This window comes from Deltaproteobacteria bacterium HGW-Deltaproteobacteria-2, assembly GCA_002840505.1.
Taxonomy (GTDB): Bacteria; Desulfobacterota; Syntrophia; order Syntrophales; family Smithellaceae; genus Smithella.
The window spans coordinates 164,881-185,580 of record PHBC01000003.1; the positions used below are offsets into that span (position 1 = coordinate 164,881).

The 20,700-nt window shown below is 40.8% G+C and carries 35 protein-coding genes; all 35 read right to left on the minus strand.

Going from position 1 to position 20,700, the window contains the following annotated elements; all coding sequences use genetic code 11:
- Positions 1-37 precede the first annotated feature (37 nt).
- Positions 38-2,572, minus strand: coding sequence for a hypothetical protein (locus CVU62_07650; protein PKN37596.1), 2,535 nt, complete (start codon positions 2,570-2,572; stop codon positions 38-40).
- The gene (locus tag CVU62_07655) at positions 2,553-3,836 is read right to left on the minus strand and encodes a bifunctional folylpolyglutamate synthase/dihydrofolate synthase (GenBank protein ID PKN37597.1); all 1,284 of its coding nucleotides are present in this window, start codon (positions 3,834-3,836) and stop codon (positions 2,553-2,555) included. Before CVU62_07655 ends, CVU62_07650 begins: the two co-directional genes overlap by 20 nt.
- 15 nt (positions 3,837-3,851) lie before the next feature.
- Positions 3,852-4,619, minus strand: a complete 768-nt coding sequence (locus CVU62_07660; protein ID PKN37598.1) for an MBL fold metallo-hydrolase — start codon at positions 4,617-4,619, stop codon at positions 3,852-3,854.
- Positions 4,620-4,754: 135 nt separating this feature from the next.
- Positions 4,755-5,579: a hypothetical protein gene (locus CVU62_07665; GenBank protein ID PKN37599.1), complete on the minus strand. Its 825-nt coding sequence runs from the start codon at positions 5,577-5,579 to the stop codon at positions 4,755-4,757.
- Positions 5,580-5,720: 141 nt separating this feature from the next.
- Complete coding sequence (locus tag CVU62_07670) at positions 5,721-5,981, minus strand: translation elongation factor-like protein (protein PKN37600.1); 261 nt, start codon at positions 5,979-5,981, stop codon at positions 5,721-5,723.
- A 143-nt stretch (positions 5,982-6,124) separates the two neighbouring features.
- The gene (locus CVU62_07675) at positions 6,125-6,337 is read right to left on the minus strand and encodes a hypothetical protein (GenBank protein ID PKN37601.1); all 213 of its coding nucleotides are present in this window, start codon (positions 6,335-6,337) and stop codon (positions 6,125-6,127) included.
- Positions 6,338-6,393: 56 nt separating this feature from the next.
- Complete coding sequence (locus tag CVU62_07680; GenBank protein ID PKN37602.1) at positions 6,394-6,810, minus strand: 50S ribosomal protein L17; 417 nt, start codon at positions 6,808-6,810, stop codon at positions 6,394-6,396.
- 75 nt (positions 6,811-6,885) lie between these two features.
- A complete protein-coding gene (locus tag CVU62_07685) occupies positions 6,886-7,854 on the minus strand; it encodes a DNA-directed RNA polymerase subunit alpha (GenBank protein PKN37603.1) in 969 nt (322 codons plus the stop codon).
- 44 nt (positions 7,855-7,898) lie between these two features.
- On the minus strand, positions 7,899-8,528 hold the full coding sequence (locus CVU62_07690) for a 30S ribosomal protein S4 (protein PKN37604.1): 630 nt from the start codon (positions 8,526-8,528) through the stop codon (positions 7,899-7,901).
- Positions 8,529-8,581: 53 nt separating this feature from the next.
- The gene (locus CVU62_07695) at positions 8,582-8,974 is read right to left on the minus strand and encodes a 30S ribosomal protein S11 (protein PKN37605.1); all 393 of its coding nucleotides are present in this window, start codon (positions 8,972-8,974) and stop codon (positions 8,582-8,584) included.
- A gap of 26 nt (positions 8,975-9,000) precedes the next feature.
- Positions 9,001-9,369: a 30S ribosomal protein S13 gene (locus tag CVU62_07700; protein PKN37606.1), complete on the minus strand. Its 369-nt coding sequence runs from the start codon at positions 9,367-9,369 to the stop codon at positions 9,001-9,003.
- Positions 9,370-9,393: 24 nt separating this feature from the next.
- Positions 9,394-9,507: a 50S ribosomal protein L36 gene (gene rpmJ, locus CVU62_07705; protein PKN37607.1), complete on the minus strand. Its 114-nt coding sequence runs from the start codon at positions 9,505-9,507 to the stop codon at positions 9,394-9,396.
- 33 nt (positions 9,508-9,540) lie between these two features.
- On the minus strand, positions 9,541-9,759 hold the full coding sequence (locus CVU62_07710; protein PKN37608.1) for a translation initiation factor IF-1: 219 nt from the start codon (positions 9,757-9,759) through the stop codon (positions 9,541-9,543).
- 64 nt (positions 9,760-9,823) lie between these two features.
- Entirely contained in the window at positions 9,824-10,567 is a 744-nt protein-coding gene (map, locus tag CVU62_07715; protein PKN37609.1) for a type I methionyl aminopeptidase, read from the minus strand.
- A 12-nt stretch (positions 10,568-10,579) separates the two neighbouring features.
- Complete coding sequence (locus CVU62_07720) at positions 10,580-11,887, minus strand: preprotein translocase subunit SecY (protein PKN37610.1); 1,308 nt, start codon at positions 11,885-11,887, stop codon at positions 10,580-10,582.
- Position 11,888: 1 nt separating this feature from the next.
- On the minus strand, positions 11,889-12,335 hold the full coding sequence (locus tag CVU62_07725; GenBank protein ID PKN37611.1) for a 50S ribosomal protein L15: 447 nt from the start codon (positions 12,333-12,335) through the stop codon (positions 11,889-11,891).
- Between the two features lie 3 nt (positions 12,336-12,338).
- Positions 12,339-12,527: a 50S ribosomal protein L30 gene (locus CVU62_07730; protein PKN37612.1), complete on the minus strand. Its 189-nt coding sequence runs from the start codon at positions 12,525-12,527 to the stop codon at positions 12,339-12,341.
- 32 nt (positions 12,528-12,559) lie between these two features.
- Positions 12,560-13,024, minus strand: a complete 465-nt coding sequence (locus CVU62_07735) for a 30S ribosomal protein S5 (protein PKN38051.1) — start codon at positions 13,022-13,024, stop codon at positions 12,560-12,562.
- A 52-nt stretch (positions 13,025-13,076) separates the two neighbouring features.
- Complete coding sequence (locus CVU62_07740; GenBank protein PKN37613.1) at positions 13,077-13,442, minus strand: 50S ribosomal protein L18; 366 nt, start codon at positions 13,440-13,442, stop codon at positions 13,077-13,079.
- A gap of 38 nt (positions 13,443-13,480) precedes the next feature.
- Positions 13,481-14,023 carry a 50S ribosomal protein L6 gene (locus CVU62_07745; GenBank protein PKN37614.1) on the minus strand — a complete coding sequence of 181 codons (543 nt, stop codon included), beginning with the start codon at positions 14,021-14,023 and terminating at the stop codon, positions 13,481-13,483.
- Positions 14,024-14,051: 28 nt separating this feature from the next.
- Positions 14,052-14,453, minus strand: a complete 402-nt coding sequence (locus tag CVU62_07750) for a 30S ribosomal protein S8 (protein PKN37615.1) — start codon at positions 14,451-14,453, stop codon at positions 14,052-14,054.
- A 22-nt stretch (positions 14,454-14,475) separates the two neighbouring features.
- A complete protein-coding gene (locus CVU62_07755; GenBank protein ID PKN37616.1) occupies positions 14,476-14,661 on the minus strand; it encodes a type Z 30S ribosomal protein S14 in 186 nt (61 codons plus the stop codon).
- Positions 14,662-14,687: 26 nt separating this feature from the next.
- Positions 14,688-15,227 (minus strand): 50S ribosomal protein L5, encoded by a 540-nt coding sequence (locus tag CVU62_07760; GenBank protein PKN37617.1) that lies wholly within the window; start codon positions 15,225-15,227, stop codon positions 14,688-14,690.
- A 6-nt stretch (positions 15,228-15,233) separates the two neighbouring features.
- Positions 15,234-15,557 carry a 50S ribosomal protein L24 gene (locus CVU62_07765; GenBank protein ID PKN37618.1) on the minus strand — a complete coding sequence of 108 codons (324 nt, stop codon included), beginning with the start codon at positions 15,555-15,557 and terminating at the stop codon, positions 15,234-15,236.
- 22 nt (positions 15,558-15,579) lie between these two features.
- Positions 15,580-15,948, minus strand: a complete 369-nt coding sequence (locus CVU62_07770) for a 50S ribosomal protein L14 (GenBank protein ID PKN37619.1) — start codon at positions 15,946-15,948, stop codon at positions 15,580-15,582.
- A 44-nt stretch (positions 15,949-15,992) separates the two neighbouring features.
- Positions 15,993-16,250, minus strand: coding sequence for a 30S ribosomal protein S17 (rpsQ, locus tag CVU62_07775; GenBank protein ID PKN37620.1), 258 nt, complete (start codon positions 16,248-16,250; stop codon positions 15,993-15,995).
- Between the two features lie 2 nt (positions 16,251-16,252).
- Positions 16,253-16,447, minus strand: coding sequence for a 50S ribosomal protein L29 (locus tag CVU62_07780; protein PKN37621.1), 195 nt, complete (start codon positions 16,445-16,447; stop codon positions 16,253-16,255).
- Positions 16,437-16,859 carry a 50S ribosomal protein L16 gene (locus CVU62_07785; GenBank protein ID PKN37622.1) on the minus strand — a complete coding sequence of 141 codons (423 nt, stop codon included), beginning with the start codon at positions 16,857-16,859 and terminating at the stop codon, positions 16,437-16,439. Before CVU62_07785 ends, CVU62_07780 begins: the two co-directional genes overlap by 11 nt.
- Before the next feature lie 60 nt (positions 16,860-16,919).
- A complete protein-coding gene (locus CVU62_07790; GenBank protein PKN37623.1) occupies positions 16,920-17,561 on the minus strand; it encodes a 30S ribosomal protein S3 in 642 nt (213 codons plus the stop codon).
- An 11-nt stretch (positions 17,562-17,572) separates the two neighbouring features.
- Entirely contained in the window at positions 17,573-17,905 is a 333-nt protein-coding gene (locus CVU62_07795; GenBank protein ID PKN37624.1) for a 50S ribosomal protein L22, read from the minus strand.
- A gap of 35 nt (positions 17,906-17,940) precedes the next feature.
- Positions 17,941-18,222 carry a 30S ribosomal protein S19 gene (locus CVU62_07800; GenBank protein ID PKN37625.1) on the minus strand — a complete coding sequence of 94 codons (282 nt, stop codon included), beginning with the start codon at positions 18,220-18,222 and terminating at the stop codon, positions 17,941-17,943.
- A 5-nt stretch (positions 18,223-18,227) separates the two neighbouring features.
- Positions 18,228-19,049 (minus strand): 50S ribosomal protein L2, encoded by an 822-nt coding sequence (locus tag CVU62_07805; protein ID PKN37626.1) that lies wholly within the window; start codon positions 19,047-19,049, stop codon positions 18,228-18,230.
- Positions 19,050-19,072: 23 nt separating this feature from the next.
- Positions 19,073-19,360, minus strand: coding sequence for a 50S ribosomal protein L23 (locus CVU62_07810; protein PKN37627.1), 288 nt, complete (start codon positions 19,358-19,360; stop codon positions 19,073-19,075).
- The gene (locus tag CVU62_07815) at positions 19,360-19,983 is read right to left on the minus strand and encodes a 50S ribosomal protein L4 (protein PKN37628.1); all 624 of its coding nucleotides are present in this window, start codon (positions 19,981-19,983) and stop codon (positions 19,360-19,362) included. The genes CVU62_07810 and CVU62_07815 overlap by 1 nt, the downstream gene beginning before the upstream one ends.
- Positions 19,984-20,004: 21 nt before the next feature.
- Complete coding sequence (locus CVU62_07820) at positions 20,005-20,637, minus strand: 50S ribosomal protein L3 (GenBank protein ID PKN37629.1); 633 nt, start codon at positions 20,635-20,637, stop codon at positions 20,005-20,007.
- Between the last annotated feature and the right edge of the window lie 63 nt (positions 20,638-20,700).

Below are 20,700 nucleotides of genomic sequence, written 5' to 3' on the forward strand. Positions count from 1 at the left end.
ATATTAATAAAATGCAAAAAACCGGCTACCGGGAATTTTATTTACTTCCCATATTATTCAAACCGGCCAGCGATATTTTAAACATAAACCTGACGTCGTCATCGGTTTCGGTTAAATCAAATCCCATACCCCAGCATTGTTTATGATAAAAAATCCCGACTGTATTCTCTATTGTCTTGGAATTAAATAGATCACGTCTCGAAATAAACGTGCCATCAATATTCTTAGTGATCACTGCTTTTAAATAAAGATTGATTTCTTCAATAGAGTCTAAAGTATAACGGTAACCGATCGTCATCATATCTCCGCGCCAATCCTTGATATTTAAATCATAATTTGTTTGTTTCCATCCATCGTAAACATTGTATACGTTGCGCGCCATGAACGAAAAATATTTGTGAGGAGTAAGATCAAATTCTATCCCCAGATCGGAGAAAGGCCTTCTTTCCTGAGTAACGCCTTCCATATTTTTATTGGCTTCATGTATGTCGTATATCTGAAATAATCTCAGCCGGAGAAATTCCAGATAACTGTATGCGCCATGATTATCCTTTATTTTTGCAGTAAGTGTATTTGTGAACGACCAGGCAACAGCGTTTTGCTCTGTTAAAGCATTACCGAATACAGTTGTGAAGGGATTTGTACCGGGCATCGGAAACGGTGATGAAGCAGGCACATAATAATCGGGGACATTGTCCATATTCACGCCGGGAATATAGGAATAGATTATTTCCGGTTTTATTTCATGCCTTACTTTTTCCCAGCCATTTATATTAACATTGAATATGCGGGAAAGCTGGCTGCTTAAAGATACCGACGCATTAAAAACAGTGCTATCGGCCGTCTTGTTTTTTGAATCGGTTTGATTGTCATCCCTGCTCCAAAATGTTTCTTTGAGGGCAAATTGCGGAATTATTTTAACGTAGCGGGATATATTAAATGGAGCAGATAGCGTTGGTGATAAACCAACGTAGTGACCCTTTTGGCCTTCACCCCGGTAGAAATAATCGTAAGTGCCGGCGAATTCGTAATATACGGGAGTATTTAAAAAGGGCTGTTTGATGCCAGTCAAAACTATCTCCGGATATTTCTGTAAAGTTTTATCATTATTGACGGCTGCAAAGTCGTCGGTGGAATTGATCAGTCCTGTTAAATTAAAGTTAGACCATCCTTTATAGATACGGATAGTCGATTCCAGATAACGAAGTGATTTATCGCCTTTAAAGGAAACATTTTTAAAATTGTCTTCACCTGTCTGGGCATAATTATCAAGGTAGTAATTTTGAGAGGAAAAATCTTTAAAATACCACTTATCTGATGCCTTTTTCAGATCGGTTCTTAAATAAAACTGCGAATCGAAATTTGTCTGATGATTAAAATAATAAGACCAGCGCTTGTGCATTTCCTGCCAGTCACGGCTTGTTGCCATATCTGTTGTTTCAGTAACGTAGCGTGTATCTTCTATGTAGTCACCGTAAAATGTTCCAAATGATTTTTCCCCCAGATAATATCTGAATTCCGCGCCTTCTTTGAATCCTCTCTTTTCGATATAGCGCTGATAAAAAGTAGCATCCATCTGAGGAGAAATCGCCCAAAAATAAGGAACCTCGATATCGATACCGTCTTTATCTCTGGAATAGGCAAGATACGGAAGCAGGAATCCCGACTGACGTTTGGTTTTCGCGGGAAAAGGAAGAATCGGAGAATAGAATATCGGCAAACATTTCGCGAGAAACCGAGCGTCCTTCATTACACCGTAACCCTCGATGGTTACCTTCATTTCGCTGCCGGTAATTTGCCAATCAGGATTTTCGCCATCACATGTTGTTGCCGAAGGTTGTTTAATAAAATACGTATTTTCGCCGGTCTTCTCGATTTTATCGCCTTTCACATGAAAATTATTTCTTGCGTAAAAAGCCTTAGCCTTATAAGCAACCCCCGTTTTGTTTTCTATATTAATAACAATCTTATCGCCCTGTAAGGTATCCTTTCCCATTTTCAAAAAGGCGCTGCCTTGAGCGGTGGCAACATTATTTTTATTATCAAATTCTACATCATCGGCAGAAAGAGCCGCACCACTATAAAACATACTTACTTTACCCCTGGCATGGTAAACATCACGAACGTTGTCGTAATCCATACTGTCCGCTTCAATACTGGCGGAATTGCCATTTTTTTTGTTTTCAACAACTGCGTCTTCCTGAACAGGAATGATATCGTTTTTATTATTCAACTCCATATCATCTTCATCGAGCGCATCTTCGTCATAAATCAAGCCCACTTTCCCTTGAGTACGATGTACTTCCGGAAAACGGTCTTTGTTCACGTCGTCCGCTTTAATTTTCGCTAAATTTTCATTATTGGGATTTTCAACAGCAGAAGCTAAGGGGCAGAAAATTAAAATCATTATCGCAATCAGGAAGGCAACGGCTAAATCAATCTTCAATATATTGAATACAACAAAGAATATATTATTGTTTTTTTTAGATTTGAATTTTTTATGCCCGATTGCAATCATCATTCTACCTTTGTCGATTAAACCTGTATCTTCTTTACCGATTTTTACTATCATATAAGGCAATTTTAGGAAATGTCTGTTTTACTTCGCCGGCCAGATAAAAAGATCCTGTAGCACATATAAGATCATGCTTTTTAGCCATGATCTGCGCCCGATCAATCGCTTCTCCCACACTTTTAGTAACAATTGCCGGATAGCCCATTTTTTTTACTGTTTCCATAATATCATCCACCGGCTTAGCCCGTTTGGTTTTTGGTTGAGTTAATATTATTAGCGGGGCAAGAGGAATTATTCTTTGTAACATTTGACGATAGTTCTTATCAGCAAGAGCGCCAAAGATAAGAATTAAACGGCGATAAGAAAAATCGTTTTTTAAAGACCGGCATAAAGCGCTGATGCCTGCCGGATTATGAGCTCCATCAAGAAGAAAGAAAGGATCCTTTTTTAAAACTTCGAGCCTTCCTTCCCAATGTGTATTTTTCAATCCCGCGTAAATTGCCGTATCATCAACACTAAAACCTTTTTTCTCGATAAATTCGATCGTCGCTAACGCCAACGCGGCATTAGATAACTGATGATCGCCTTGCAGAGGAATTATTAAATTTTTCAGATTACGATGCAGACCCCTATAGTTTAAAGAACCATTTTTTTGCTTTTTGATTTTTATATCGTTGCCCAGACAGTATAGTTTTGCTTGTCGCTGCCGGCATACGTTTTTCAAAACTTCTAAAACTTTTTCTTGTTTTACCGCTGTAACACAGATGCCTTTTCGCTTTATGATCCCTGCTTTTTCACTGGTTATTGATTCCAGAGTATTACCAAGATAATCCATATGATCGAAAGCAATATTGGTGATCACTGAAACCAACGGATTACAAACATTTGTAGCATCAAGCCTTCCACCCAGACCAACCTCCAGAACAGCAATATCTATTTTCCGGTGCTGAAAATATACCAGGGCTGCAGCAGTTAAAAATTCAAAATATGTTACATGTCGTTTCTTTTTATCTTTAACATACCCGACAATCCGGTCAAATTCCTTTCGAGAAATTTTCTTTCCGTTGACGACAATCCTTTCCCGAACATCAACCAAATGCGGAGAGGTATATAGACCAACCTTATAACCGGCACGGCACAGGATAGAAGCAGTCATTGCCGCAGTTGACCCTTTGCCATTGGTGCCGGCAATCAATATTGTTTTATATGATTTTTGTGGATTTCCCAGCCTTGACAACAGCCCGGTAATTGCCGCAAGCCCAAAATGCATCTTATCAACATTCAAGCCGGCAAGATATTCAGAAGAATTAAATTTACTCATTTGTTTTGAGAGTGTTTAAATACGGATTATTTGACCATCTTTAATAATGTTAATTTTTCTATCTTTTATTAACGACACTTCTTTACGTATAACTTCATGATAGCTTGGTTTCATGTGATAGAGGTAAATATCCGGTTTTTTGCCTTTCAATTTTTTAAGTTCCACCTGCAAATAAGATGGCGTGAGGTGACCTGTTATACTCGCGACAGCTTTCATGGAATCCGGTAAAGAAGTTTCAATAAATACCGCATTGAGGTCTTTAATCTTCTTTGCCACCTGCCAGGTCTTCTCGGTAGGCCCGGTATCGCCGAGGAAAATTACTGTTTTGTTTTTACTTTCAATTACGTATCCGACGGTTTCCACAACGTGATGAACATTAATCGCACTGATCTGGAAATCACCTATTGTTTGCTTCCTTCCGGGCTTGATAATTTGAAATTTTATCAGCGGCGCTTTTATGCCGGGTATTCTGGAAAAATCAGGCCAGATAACATTGTTAAACAGATGACGGCGAATTGCCTCGATAATGCCTTTCGTACTGACAATAACTAACTGATTTTTCTTGCCCTGATGGAAAATATTGTCGGCAAGAAACATAAGATCGCGAACGTGATCCAAATGAGCATGGGTAATTAAAATGTAATCAATTTTCATCTGTTCTTTAAGGCTTAAAACCGTGGTAACTGTTCCGGCATCGACTAAGACGTTTTGCCCGATGAGGAAACTTGTCGTATTATAATCAGGGAGCTGTGAACCGTGACAACCAAGGACTCTTATCCTCATTTCGTCCTCCTCATAATTGATGCTTTACACCACGCTGCCAATTAAACAGTAATTTAATATGGAATCGGTACAATAAACTAGCACACCTTTTCTAGGCAGGCAATTAATTTGTAAAACTCTGTAATGAAAGGAGTATTATTTATTGTCAGATAACAAACTCTGCCAGGTATGACGTTCCAGAAAAGAGCCGGGAACGTTTTTTTCCATTTCTTCGAAGAGCGCGAAAGGCGCAGCAAAGGTCATCAAATTAGGATCGCCCAACTGCTTGCGAACGTAAACACGGGCGGAAAGATCGGTCAGGCCGACAACTGCCCGGGGATTTTTTGATTCAGCTTCGCGATAAGGATAAATGCCGATTGTCTGACAGCCGGCAGCAAAGGGAATGATCACATTTTCATTATCGTCGCGTCCGTAATTGGCCAGAACTGTCAGTGCCGAAAGTTGATCGGGATTAACAAAGAAAATTATCGTCTGCGGTTTCTCTTTCAACAGATCAACAGCGGACAGCGGCTGAAAAACAACATAGGTTGCAGGTATCTCAGTCATAGGGAGAGCCTTGACAAATCTTTCAACAAGTTCCGGACTTTTGATGTATCGCTCTCCATGCAGAAAATTATCGTAACTTTCTTGGGTCATGAAAGGCTTGATCTTTTCGGCAATCTCCATTCCACCCTGACGTTTAGCATTTCCGGTGGAAAGAAAATGACAAAATCCTTCTTCACCGCCGGGGAAATTTTTATACTGGTTGCCGAATCCCAACCCCACACCGCCGCCGAAACAACCAAATGTTTTCTTACCGGCAACAGCGGTTTTACCCTTGGCCGCATGAACAGCCAGCCACATCACACAACCCCATTTGCCTTCGGAAAACTGCATGGCCTCCGCAGGTTTTTCATTGGACCACATCAGCGCCACCGGCTGGTATTTCAGCCTAAGTGCCTCTGCAATTTTGCTTTCCATTACCAATTTTCCTTTATATTTAAGCTCTGATATTATTTTATGTAAAGCATAAAAAATATTACTGATTTTAAACGCAACATTATCACTGCGCGCTCATTTCAATTAAATATTTTTACATGAGAACGTGAAAATTTGATACGCTTAGTCAGGTATTACTTTAAATACCTCATCGCCCGGCCGTACGCGATCGGAAACCTTGATGCCGATAAAATCTCCGGCAACCGCTTTGGGCACCGATTTGTTGTCCACTTCCATTGATTGAATCACATCGGTAAAATCGGTGGTATGACCGGAAAACTTGATGCTGTCGCCCACGGCTATTTCTCCAACCGTAATCTTTACAGCGGCTACGGAAGGTTTTGGGAAATACTTCATTACTTCGCCAATTTTCTTCTCTGCCATAACCAAACCTCCTTTATTATACTATGTCTGCAAGTTATTACTTCGGCAATTAAATATATACAACGTTTCTTTCTCTATCCTCCGCTGGCGGAGGTGGCCCGATGAGGAATCGGGACGGAGGTGGAAAGCAGTGTCGATTTAACTTATGAATATATAACTGCTTTAAAAATATCCACCCCCTTAATCCCCCGCCAGCGGGCGACACGCAAACGTAAAATGGGACTATTAACATGTTTAATTGCCGAAGTAATAATATCTCCAATAGCGTAAAATATAACCGGCAAAATCCCGATCGCTTCGCTTCTGAAACTCGGGACTAACATTGTTATTGTAATTTTTTTGGTGTAAAAAGACAATAATAAAAAAGGCAGGGTAAAAACCCTGCCTTTTATTTTATCTATTGCCCGAATGATCAGGCTGCTTTTTCTTTTGCTTTTCCTTTGGTTTTTGGTTTTACTTTTTCCTTCTTTTTTTCATCAGGAATAAATTCCAAGATGGAAACAGGCGCGTTGTCACCAAACCGATACCCGGCTTTAACAATTCTCGTGTATCCACCAGGACGATTACGATAGCGTTCGGTAAGTTCACCGAAAAGCTTGCCGACCATATCTTTATCGCGCACAACCGCCAGAGCCTGACGCCGCGCGTGGAGACTGCCTTTTTTACCTAAAGTGATCATCTTTTCCGCCACTTTTTTCAATTCTTTTGCTTTCGTGTCTGTTGTACGGATCCGTTCATATTTTATAACGGAAGTTACCATATTACGAAGCATGGCTTCCTTATGGCTAGAAGACCTACCTAGCTTACTACCCGTCTTACCATGATGCATCGCTAATATCTTCCTTTCCTAATTTATTAATTTCTGAAACAAAACTTTTACCGCTATTTTTTCCCGACTTTTTCACTATGCGGATTCAATATCCATCCCGAAACTAAGACCATATTCATTCAGAATATCTTTGATTTCGCTCAATGATTTACGTCCGAAATTCTTTGTCTTGAGCATTTCTGCTTCCGTCTTCTTCACCAATTCTCCAATAGTGTTAATTCCGGCATTCTTCAAACAGTTAGCCGACCGAACAGAAAGTTCCAAGTCTTCTACTGAACGTAACAATACTTTATTTACACCCTCTTGCTCGTCTTCCTTCTCCGGTAGAATTTCTTCCTCGATTTCCTCAAAATTAATAAACACGTCTAATTGCTGTTTCAATATTTTCGCCGAATAGGCAATAGCGTCTTCAGGTTTTACACTGCCGTCAGTCCAGACTTCCAGCGTAAGCTTGTCGTAATCGGCAACTTGACCGACTCGCGCATGAGAAACAATATAGTTCACTTTTTTAATCGGTGAAAAAATAGCGTCAATATTAATTGTCCCTTTAGGTTGTTCCGGGTCAAGTTCCTTTTTCGCCGGCAGGTATCCCTTGCCTACTTTCACTATCAATTTTGCCTTAAAAGAGCCACTGGCTATTGTGGCAATGTGATGATCGGGGTTTAAAACCTCGATTGTTCCGTCGGTAATAATATCTGCGGCTGTAACGGCCCCGATACGAGCGACATTGATGTTTACTTCTTTTGTGTCCGTGGGTCCTGCTAATTTAAAGCGTACACCTTTTAAGTTTAAAATAATATCTGTTATGTCTTCTTTAATTCCAGGTAGAGTTGAAAATTCATGCAATACGCCTTCAATCTTCGTTGAAACAATAGCCGCGCCTTGAATAGAAGAAAGCAATATTCTTCTCAAAGCGTTGCCCAATGTTATACCAAAACCACGTTCCAATGGCTGGATTACAAACTCTCCATAGTTACGCGTATGCGTAGCGTCATCAACTTCAATACGCTTGGGACGAATCAAACGTGACCAGTTCCTCTGCATAATTAAAACCATCCTTTATTAGCCGGTTTATGAAAATAATTTATTTATTTCGAATAAAGCTCAACGACAAGCTGTTCCTGTACCGGCATTGTCAAATCTTCCCGCACCGGCAGTATTTTAATGGAGGCCTTGAAGTTATCTTTATCCAATTCCAGCCAATGAGGCACACCACGTCTTGCTACAGTTTCAATTGCTCCCAGTATCTTAGTAACTTTGCGGCTGCCTTCCTTAACACAAACTCCATCCCCTGCTTTAAGCAAATATGACGGTATATTAACCGGTTTGCCATTAACTAAAAAATGACTATGACTAATTAATTGCCTTGCCTCCACTCTGGAATTAGCAAATCCCATGCGGAATACCATATTGTCCATTCTTCTTTCCAGAAGTATAAGCAGATTTTCTCCTGTAATGCCCTTTTGCTGATCGGCCTTTTCAAAATAGCCTCTGAACTGCTTTTCTAAAAGCCCGTACATTCTTTTCAGCTTTTGTTTCTCCCGCAATTGGACGCCATAGTCAGAACGTTGCTTTTTATGCAACTGACCATGATCTCCCGGAACGTAATCCCTTCTTTCGAAGGAGCATTTTTCCGAATAGCACCTGTCACCTTTTAAAAAGAGTTTTAACCCTTCACGGCGACACAACCTACATGAGGAATCCGTATATCTTGCCAAAAAAGCCTCCCTTGTTCTCTATTTGTTATTCATAATCGATTATTCTGGTATTACTAAACTCTGCGACGCTTTGGTGGTCTGCAACCATTATGCGGAACAGGCGTTACATCACGAATCATGGTGATAACAAGCCCGGCAAGCTGCAACGATCGCAATGCCGACTCTCTGCCGGCGCCAGGACCTTTGATGTATACCTGCACCTTGCGCATCCCCTGCTCCTTGGCTTTACGCACAACATCTTCCGCAGCCATTTGCGCGGCAAAAGGGGTACTTTTGCGCGAGCCCTTAAAACCCTGCAGGCCGGATGATGACCAGGCAATTACATTGCCGCTTAAATCAGTTATTGTTACAATTGTATTGTTAAAAGTGGATTGAATATGTGCAATCCCTTCAGTAATGTTTTTCTTTTCTTTTTTCTTGCCAGTTTTTCTGACTGCCTTAACCATTTTCCCTCCAGTTTAAGGATAACCAATTACTTTTTCTTGCCTGCGATAGACCGTCGCGGACCTTTTCTCGTGCGGCCATTCGTATGAGTTCTCTGTCCCCTTACCGGAAGCCCCTTACGATGTCGCAAACCACGGTAAGCGCCAATATCCATCAATCGCTTGACAGACATGGACACCTCCCTGCGCAGGTCACCTTCAACTCTATGATCCTTATCAATTATATTTCTAATGGCAGATATTTCCGAATCGGCCAGATCGTCCGTTTTAGTATCCGGACTGACTCCCGCATTGCTCAGGATTTGCCTTGATTTAGTCGGCCCAATGCCGTAAATATAAGTTAAAGCAACTTCCATTCTTTTGTTTTTCGGTAAATCAACACCTGAAATTCGTGCCACCTATAACCTCCTGAATATTAAAATCTAGCCTTGACGTTGTTTATGCTTGGGATTTTCACAAATTACCCGCAAAACGCCTTTTCGTTTGACAATCTTACACTTATCGCATATTTTTTTTACAGACGACCTTACTTTCACGATTTCAACTCCTTATTCTCAGTAAAAAAAATTTTATTTCGTCCTGTAAGTAATCCGGCCCCGGGTTAAATCATAAGGTGAAAGTTCTACCGTAACTTTGTCCCCCGGAAGTATTTTGATAAAATGCATACGCATTTTACCCGAAATATGAGCTAAAACCTTATGCCCATTTTCAAGCTCCACACGGAACATGGCATTGGGTAGCGGTTCAAGAACCCGACCTTCAACTTCAATTGCTTCCTCTTTGGCCATATTTTATTATCTACATTCCTATATAAAAACTTACAACCAGTTTCAATTAAGCTTAAATTTAATTCTATTTACTTAAAATCTCCGGTCCGTTATCAGTAATTGCTATCGAGTGTTCAAAATGAGCCGATAAACTTCCATCTTTTGTAACTACCGTCCAACCGTCAGGTAATATTTCTACCTTATAGTTTCCTTCGTTGACCATCGGCTCAATAGCCAAAATCATTCCGCTTTTCAGTTCAATCCCGCGCCCTTTTTTGCCAAAATTGGGAATTTGCGGTTCTTCATGCAGACTTTTACCTATTCCATGGCCGACAAAATCCCGCACTACTGAATAACCTGCCGCCTCCACTAAATCCTGCACCGCGGCGGATATGTCTCCCAATCTGTTGCCAGCCTTAGCTTGCTCTATACCCGCGTATAAACTCTGTTCGGTGACCTGCATAAGCCTTGAAGCTTTCTGTGTCACCCTGCCTAAAGGCAACGTTATGGCGGCATCACCGAAGAAACCCTGATAGCAAACCCCGAAATCAAGTCCTACAATGTCGCCTTCTTCAAGGATCCTCTCTGACGGCATGCCATGCACGACAACTTCATTTACCGACACACAAAGAGCGTAAGGATAACCATTGTAACCTTTAAAAGCTGGTTTTGCGCCTCTTTTATCCGCAATTTCCGCGGCAAGTTTATCCAGCTCCCTTGTCCTTACACCCGGTTTTACTTTTTCTCTAAGCCTGTTTAAAACCTCGGCAACAATACGATTACTTGTTCTCGCTTTTTCAATTTCATCCGGAAGCTTCAGAATTACCATGATAATCTTCCGCTATCTCCTGCGAGCAATATGTCCTTTTTTCATGAATCCTTCATATTGCCTTGTAAGCAGATGCGACTCAATCTGACTCGCCGTATCCATAGCGACACCGACAACAATCAAAAGCGCCGTACCGCCAAAATAAAAAGGAACATTTAACTGAGTAATTAAAACGCTGGGCAAAACGCAAACGATGGAAACGTAAATAGCCCCGCTAAAAGTAAGTTTCTCCAATACATTTTCGATGTATTCAGCAGTTTTTTTACCTGGTCTTATTCCAGGGACATAACCGCCAAATTTTTTCATATTCTCAGCAACATCATCCGGTTTAAAAGTTACGGCCGTATAAAAAAAGCAGAAGAAAAATATAAACGCTACATAAAGAACTTCATAACCAAGTCTGCCCGGGACCAGATACCCAGCAATATTTTTTATCCAGCCTTCCTGAGCAAAATTAGCAATGGTTGCCGGAAACATTATCACCGAAGAAGCAAAAATCGGAGGAATAACTCCCGACGTATTGACCTTCAAAGGTAAATGAGTGGTCTGACCACCGTACATTTTACGGCCAACTATTCTTTTTGCATATTGCACCGGAATACGGCGTTGTCCAGCCTCAACAAAAACAATACCGCCGACAACGGCTATCATCAGCACTGTAATCAATAATATAACCAGCACACCCAGCTCACCGGCAGTTGCCAACCTGAAGGTGTTGCCGATTGCCGCAGGCATGCGACAAACAATACCGGCAAAAATTATCAAAGATATACCGTTACCAATTCCTTTTTCCGTAATCGTTTCACCAAGCCACATGATGAAAGCTGTACCTGAAGTTAAGGTGATAACTGTCATAATTATAAAAGACCAACCCGACTGCAAAACAATTGGAGCTCCTGAGGGACCAGCCATTTGTTGTAAACCGTAAGCAATCCCAAGCCCCTGGATCATACTTAAAAGAACTGTTCCGTAACGGGTATATTGTGTAATTTTGCGCCGTCCGCTTTCTCCTTCTTTAGAAAGCCTTTCCAAATGAGGGACAGCAATAGTTAGCAACTGCAAAATAATTGAAGCGCTAATATAGGGCATAATGCCCAAAGCAAAAATAGAAAAATTACTAAAAGCACCACCGGCAAACATGTCCATCAAGCCAAATAATGAACCCTTGGCATGTTCAAAATAAGCTAATAAAGCGACATTATCAATTCCCGGTGTCGGAATATATACACCAATACGATAAACAGCAAGAAGAAGAATTGTAAACAAAACTCTTCTCTGCAGTTCAGGAACCTTGGATACGCTGCCCAGCCCTTCTAACAAATTATATTACCTCTTCTATTGAACCGCCGGCGACGGTAATTTTATCTTTCGCGGCTTTACTAATTTTGGCTATTTTTATAGTTACAGGAAAATCAATTTCGCCTTTAGCCAGGATTTTTATTTTATCGCCTTTTTTCTTTACAATACCGCTGTTCAAAAGAGCTGTTTCATCAATAACTGCGCCTTTGCTAAACTTTCGACACAAATCAGTAAGATTTACTGCGACGAATCTTTCACGGAAAGGATTACGGAAACCACGCTTCGGTAATCTACGAGCCATCGGCATTTGCCCGCCTTCAAATCCGGCTCTTACCTTTCCACCGGAACGGGCTTTTTGTCCCTTATCGCCTTTTCCGGATGTTCCACCCTGCCCGGATGCATCACCACGCCCCACCCGTTTTCTCTTTTTCGTTGCACCGGCCGGAGCCCTAAGCGTACTCAAATCCATATACTATTCCTCTGACTCTTCCATAGAAACTAAATGTATAACCTTATTTACCATGCCGCGAACCTGCGGGGTATCAACTAAAGTTACAGTGCTATTTAATTTGTTCAGACCCATTCCCTTTAAAATCTTTCTTTGTTTTTCAGGACGGCCGATCACACTTCTTATTTTTTTAATTTTTAACATTTTAGCCACTTTAAGTTACCTCATCGAATATATTGATACGACTATTTGCCTCTTTGCGTAGCAATTTCCGCTGGATCTCTTAACTGGCAAAGGCCATCAAGAGTTGCTTTGACCAAATTATGAGGATTATGAGATCCAAGACATTTCGTCAAAATATTATGGACACCGGCAACTTCCAATACCGCTCTTACAGCACCTCCAGCAATCAAACCAGTACCCGCGGATGCCGGTTTTAATAAAACTTTTCCAGCACCGGAGCGACCTATCACTTCATAAGGAATCGTCTTTGCTAAAACGGCAACTTTCACCATATTTTTTTTAGCCATATCCATTCCCTTGCGAATAGCTTCCGGCACCTCATGAGCTTTACCTAATCCTGTTCCGATCATTCCATTGCCATCGCCGACAACCACGATGGCACTAAAACGGAACCTTCTGCCACCTTTGACTACTTTTGCCGTCCTGTTAATGGCAACAACTCTGTCCAGGAGTTCCACTTCTTTCATTTCTTTCTTATCCAAAGATTTTTCCTTTATTATCTTTTTTATTTAATAAAATTTAAAATTTAAGACCATTTTCCCGGGCAGCGTCGGCTAACGCCTTCACACGGCCATGATAAAGAAATCTTCCCCTATCAAAAATCACTTTTTCAACACCCAGAGCTTTTAATCTCTCCGCGATCAACTTGCCCACTTCTTTTGCTACATCTACTTTTTTCTTGCCTTTAATCTTTGAGGCTAATTCTTTGCACAAAGTAGATGCCGTTGCCAGGGTACTTGCCTGTGTGTCGTTAATGGCTTGGGCATAAATATGCTTTTCACTCCGAAATACGGAAAGACGAGGCTTTTCCTGTGTTCCGGTAATTTTGCCTCTTATTCTTTTTTCTCTCTTTTTCCTAACTTTTAATGTCTTTTTGGAAGCCAATGTTCCACCTCTTTATGGCAATATAATTTTTTACTTAATTAAGCACGCTCAGCCGATTTACCAGCTTTACGTTTAATATACTCGTCAGCATACTTAATGCCTTTACCCTTGTAAGGCTCCGGTTTTTTCAATGACCTTATTTCCGCTGCAACCCGACCCACCAATTGTTTATCAATCCCGGAGACGACTATATTAACCTGTTTGTCCAACTTAATTTCTATTCCCTTGGGAATATCGTATTCTACCGGAGAAGAAAAACCTAAAATAAATTTCAAGCTGTTTCCACTAAGTTCAGCACGATACCCGACTCCTGATATTTCCAGTTTTTTTTCAAAACCGGCGCTGACGCCCTGAACCATGTTTCCGATTAAGGTTCTGGCTAAACCATGATATGCCCGTGCACTTATTTCTTCCGATTTTCTTTCCACCACAATATTTCCTTCGCCTATTGCCACAGTAATTCCTTCCGGCAATTTAGAAGAAAGAGTTCCTTTGGGTCCTTCCACTTTAACTATATCAGCACTTTGGCTGATTTTAACATTTTTGGGAAATGTTATCGGTTTCTTACCTATTCTCGACATGAAAAAATGCTCCTGATTAATGCCATTATTACCAAACGTTACAAAGAACTTCTCCACCAACCCTCAATTCTCTGGCTTCCGCGTCAGTAATAACACCGTTTGAAGTTGAGAGAATAGAAATTCCAAAACCATTTAAAACTTTAGGGATGCTGTCAGAAGCAACATAAACCCTCCGCCCCGGCTTACTAACTCTTTTGATATTTGTAATCACAGTACGCTTGGCATCAGGATATTTAAGAACTATTTCCAGCATCTGCTGTCCCTTTTCATTTTTTACCTTGTCGTAATTATTGATGTATCCCGACTTCTTTAATACTTTGGCAATATTAATGTTCATCTGGGACATATTAACATTAACTGTTTTAAAACGAGCTTTATTTGCGTTTCTAATTCTAGTTAACATATCGGCAATAGGATCGGTCATCCCCATGTTGTTTCTCCTTAAACTAAAGTTACCAGCTCGATTTTATTACCCCGGGAAGTTCTCCCTGCAGGGAAAGTTTACGCAAACAGATTCGGCACATGTCAAATTTTCTGTAATATGCTCGCGGCCGTCCGCAAAGCGGGCAGCGGTTGTATTCTCTAACCGAAAATTTCATTTTTCTTTTTGACTTTGCAATTAATGAATTTTTTGCCACACTAAATTCCTCCGGAACTTCCTTATTTAACGCTTAAAAGGTACACCCATCAGCTCTAGTAAAATCCTGGCTTCGGCATCTGTTCTTGCCGTAGTCACGATGGTGATGTTCATTCCTTTAACTTTTTCCACTTTATCATATTCAATCTCAGGGAAAATAGTTTGCTCCTGCAAACCAATGGAAAAATTACCCCGGCCGTCAAAAGCATTGGGTGATATACCGCGAAAATCTCTTACCTTGGGCAGAGCGGCATTAACCAGGCGATCAAAAAACTCATACATATTGTTTTTTCTCAAGGTAACTGAACAACCTATGGGCATGCCCTGCCTTAACTTAAACGTCGCTATGGATTTCTTTGCCTTATTTACTACCGGTTTTTGCCCGGTAATAGCTGCCAACTCCTGCACAGCACCATCAATAATCTTTATGTTTTGAATGGCTTCGCCAAGCCCCATATTGATGACTATTTTTTCCATCTTAGGCACTTGCATCGGATTTTTGTAATTAAACTTTTTAATCAGAGCAGGAACTACTGTTTTTGAATAATAATCCTTTAATCTTGCCATTTTCCTTTAACCCACATTTATTACATCATTGCATTTGCTGCACAAACGTACCTTTTTACCATCTTCAAGGACCTTACTTTTTATCCTGACAGTTGTATTGCATTTGTTGCACAACAAACCAACTTTGGATAAATGAACCGATCCCTCTTTTTCTACAATACCACCCTTACCTTTTTGATCAGGTCTCTTATGCTTTTTAATCAAATTAACTTTCTCTATTACTATTCTGTTCTTCTCGGGAATAATCGTCAATACTTTACCTGTCTTGCCTTTATCTTTACCGGCAAGAATTTTAACAGTATCCCCTTTTCTAAATTTGCTTAAGCTCATTTTATTCCTCTGCAAAACATTTTTACAAAACTTCCGGAGCCAGAGATATAATTTTCATAAACTGTTTGGCTCTCAATTCACGAGCAACAGGTCCAAAAATTCTTGTTCCAATGGGTTCCAACTGGTTGGAAATTAAAACCGCCGAATTGTCATCAAACTTCAAATAAGAACCATCTGGCCTTTTTACTTCTTTGACAGTACGTACAATAACCGCCTTCATCACATCGCCTTTTTTAACCTTGGAATTCGGAATTGCTTCTTTTACCGAAACCACGATAACATCACCCAAGCTTGCATAACGCCGTTTCGATCCACCAAGCACTTTAATGCAAGCAACTTTCTTGGCACCGGAATTATCCGCAACATTTAGTACTGTCTGCATCTGAATCATAAAAAAACCCCATCAAACTACTTGTTTAAGACAAGTTAATTTATCTATTTCGCTTTTTCCAAAATTTCCAGCATCCGCCAGCGTTTTTCTTTGCTCAGTGGTCGCGTTTCAATAATCATAACGATATCTCCCACTTTACACTGGTTTTGCTCATCATGGGCCTTGTATTTAACATGTTTACGCACGTATTTATGGAAAACAGGATGTTTCACTAAATGTTCCGTTTTAACCACAATTGTTTTATCCATTTTACCACTTACAACCACGCCCTTAATAGTACGTTTATTCCCTCTCTCAGCCATGTTTAATTGCCCCCCTCCTTTTCCTTCAGTACCGTCTTAATGCGGGCAATGTCTTTACGGAAGCGCCCCAACACCGCAGTTGATTCCAACTGTCCGGATGCATGTCTAATATTCAAGCGAAAAAGCTCTTCCTTTAATTCAGCAGTCTTTTGTTTGAGCTCGTTGATATCAAGAGCTCTGATTTCTTTAATTTTCATCAGATATCTCCCTTGATAAAAACTTGGTAGCAATAGATAATTTATGCGCCGCTAGGCGGAATGCTTCTTTGGCCACTTCTCTGGTTACACCTTCCATTTCATAAAGAACTGAACCGGGTTTAACCACTGCTACCCATCCTTCAGGAGCACCTTTCCCCTTACCCATACGGGTTTCAGCTGGTTTTTTCGTCACTGATTTATGAGGAAATACTCTGATCCAGATTTTACCGCCACGTTTAACATGACGAGTCATTGCAATACGTGCGGCTTCAATCTGTCTGGCAGTAATCCAACCGCATTCTGCCGCCTGCAATCCATATTCACCAAAAGCTATAGAGCTTCCTCTTGTTGCTTTTCCGCCCATTCGGCCCTTTTGCAACTTTCTATATTTTACCCTTTTCGGCATTAACATAAGCTAAAACTCCCGTTGTTCCCCACTACGTGATTCTGTCTTCCGCAGGCAAGAAGAATATTATTTTTCATTCTTCGTCGGTAAAATTTCTCCATGGAAAATAAAAACCTTAACACCTATCAATCCGTAAGCAGTATGTGCTTCGGTAAATCCATAATCAATATCCGCGCGCAAAGTATGCAATGGCACACGGCCTTCACGATACCATTCCGACCGTGACATTTCCGCACCGCCTAATCTTCCGGAGCAGGCTATTTTTATTCCCTTGGCACCAAATTTTAAAGCATAACCGACACATTTTTTCATCGCGCGACGAAACGCGACTCTTTTTTCTAACTGCATGGCAACATTTTCCGCAACAAGTTGGGCATCCACTTCCGGCTTACGTACTTCTAGAATATTAATGATAATTTCTGCCTGCGAAAACTTCTCGATTTCAGCTTTCAGCTTTTCGATTTCTGAACCTTTTTTCCCGATGATTACACCAGGCCTGGCGGAATAAATATTTACCTTGGCTTTATTAGCTGCCCGTTCAATCTCAATTTTAGAAATCCCTGCATGATAAAGCTTTTTCTTAAGATACTTTCTAATCTGCAAATCTTCATGCAACATTTCGCTATATTTTTTATTGGCGAACCATACTGATTGCCACTTTTTAATGTAGCCTAATCGTAATCCTACAGGGTTAACTTTCTGACCCAATGTAATCCTCCTTACATTTCGTCCAAAATAACTGTAATATGTGAACTTTTCTTTTTAATTGGCGACGCCTTTCCTTGCGCAGCAGCCCGCCAACGCTTTAATGCCGGTCCTTGATCCACGAAAATTTCCTTTATGTAAAGAATATTTTCGTCAATGTTAGGATTCTGGGCCGCATTGGCAACAGCTGATTTTAAAACGTTGGCAATTATGCCCGCCGCGTATTTTCTTGTATAAAGAAGAATATTACGTGCTTCCTGCACCTTTTTCCCTCTTATCACATCAGCCACAAGCCTTACTTTCTGCGGCGACATTCTTACATATTTTACAACTGCTTTGACTTCCATTTCTCTCAACCCCAAACTTATCCGCATTTAAGCACTTAAGCGCGGACTTTAGTCTTCCGATCACCCGAATGCGAATAAAAGATTCTTGTCGGCGCAAACTCACCTAATTTATGTCCCACCATATTCTCTGTCACATAGACCGGAATGAATTTTTTCCCGTTATGCACTGCAAAGGTATAGCCAATTAGTTCCGGAGTTATAGTTGAACGACGTGACCAGGTCTTAATTACATTTTTGTTGCCCTCTGCTTCCATTTTCCTGATCCTGGTCAACAACCTTTCTTCAATATATGGACCTTTTTTGATCGAACGTGCCACGCTTTTTAACCCCTTCTCTTAACAATGTATTTATCAGTATTCTTATTTTTTCGTGTTTTATGACCCTTTGTCGGAACACCCCATGGTGTGCATGGATGTCGGCCACCTGACGACTTACCTTCTCCACCGCCCATCGGATGATCAACCGGGTTCATTACGACACCGCGATTATGCGGCTTTTTCCCTAACCACCGCTTTCGTCCGGCTTTACCGAGACTAATGTTTTCATGTTCGTTGTTTCCCACTTGTCCAATTGTTGCCATGCACTCAATAAATACTTTGCGCACTTCTCCCGACGGAAGCCGTACTTGAGCATAACTTCCTTCTTTGGCCATTAGCTGACCATACGCTCCGGCTGATCTGATCAATTGTCCGCCGCGACCAACCTTTAATTCAACATTATGAATCAACGATCCCAAAGGAATATATTTCAACGGAACGGCATTACCCGGTTTAATATCAGCTTTATCACCGCTGACCAGAACATCTCCCACATTGATCTGCGCTGGAGCGACAATGTATCTTTTTTCACCATCACGGTAATTGAGCAAAGCGATTCTTGCAGATCTGTTGGGGTCATATTCGATTGCAGCAACCTTGGCCGGTATATCGGCTTTGTTACGGCAAAAATCTATCACTCGATATTTACGTTTATGACCACCGCCAATAAACCGGGATGTAATTCTACCATGGCAATTGCGACCACCTGTCCTCTTCAACGGTTTCAACAGGCTTTTTACCGGTTCAGAAGAAGTAATCTCTGCAAAATCAGAAACACTCTGAAATCTTCTGCCCGGTGATGTTGGTTTATACTTGATAATTCCCATTAGCTTAATCCTTAAACTATTTCTTATACGCCTTCGGCAATTTCAATACGATTGCCGGCGGCGAGGGTTACAATCGCTTTTTTCCAGGAACTCTTTTGCCCCACAATCCGGCCCATTCTCTTCTTTTTTCCTAAAACGTTTATAACACGGACATCAGCAACTTTGACTTTAAATAGTTTCTCCACTGCTTTGCTGATTTCAACTTTATTTGCTTTGCGATCGACTTCGAAAAAATATTTATTCGATTCTTCCCGCGCCGTAGTGCTTTTTTCTGTAATTACTATTTTTTTTATAACTTGATGTACTTCCATTATGCTAACAATGCTCCCTCAATTTTTTTTACAGAGGGTTCAAGAAGGATCAAATGCTCATGATTAAGAATATCATAAACATTAATACCCTCCGATCTGATCATCTTAATGTTTTTTATATTTCGCGATGATTTCAGCAAAACCTCATTATTATCAGCCAGAACAAAAAGAGCTTTTTTGAGACTAAAGAGATCAACTACGTTTTTAAATACGCGTGTACTGATTTTTTCCATGGGAAAGTCTTTCAGTATTAACATCTTGTTCTCTTTAAATTTCAGACTCAAAGCAGATATCAAGGCCTTCTTACGCACTTTCTTGGGCACACTATAAGAATAATCCCGGGGATGCGGACCGAAAACCGTTCCACCGCTTCTCCAAATAGGCGATCTGGAACTTCCAGCTCTTGCCCTACCCGTTCCTTTCTGTCGCCAAGGTTTTTTCCCGCCGCCGCTTACATCACTCCTGGTTTTAGTGGAAGCAGTACCGGAACGGCGTGATGCCAACTGCATTTTAACCACATCGTATATAATAGCCTCATTGACTTCGGCGCCAAACACAGCGTCATTCAAATCAACCTGAGCAACTTTTTTATTCTCAATATCAAAAACATCCGCAACTGCCATGTTCATAACTCCAGTTGTCACTTAAGCACTTTTTTTCTTTGCTTTTTTAATTAATATTAGTCCGTTTTTACTGCCGGGAATTGATCCTTTTAGTAAAAGCAAATTTCTATCGGGACGAACCTGCCATACTTGTATATTCTGGATGGTCTTACGGACATTACCCATTTGGCCACCCATTTTTGTACCCTTAAATACGCGCGATGGATCGGCACTGGCGCCAATGGAACCCGGCGCCCGATGATGCATGGAACCATGCGTGGCCCTACCACCGCCAAAGCCGTGTCTTTTAACAACGCCCTGAAATCCTTTTCCTTTTGATGTTCCGACAACATCGACAAAATCACCGGTTTGAAAAATGTCCGCCGTAATCTCCTGTCCCGCTTCATATTTTTCCGATGTCGCTTGAAATTCCTTCAAATTACGGAAAAACCCTTTATTAGCTTTATTAAAATGACCCTGCAATGGTTTAGTCACGTTTTTCTGTTTGATCCTGCCGTAACCAAGTTGAATGGCATCATATCCATCTTTATCTTTTGTTTTTATCTGCACAACAACAGATGGCTCCACCTCAATCGCAGTTACACCGACTGTTGATCCGTCTTCTGCAAACACTTGGGTCATTCCTAATTTTTTTCCAATTATTCCCTTGCTCATCTAACTTTCCAACTTTTGAATAAATATTAATCCCATTATCTTCATTTTGAAGAATGGCAATGA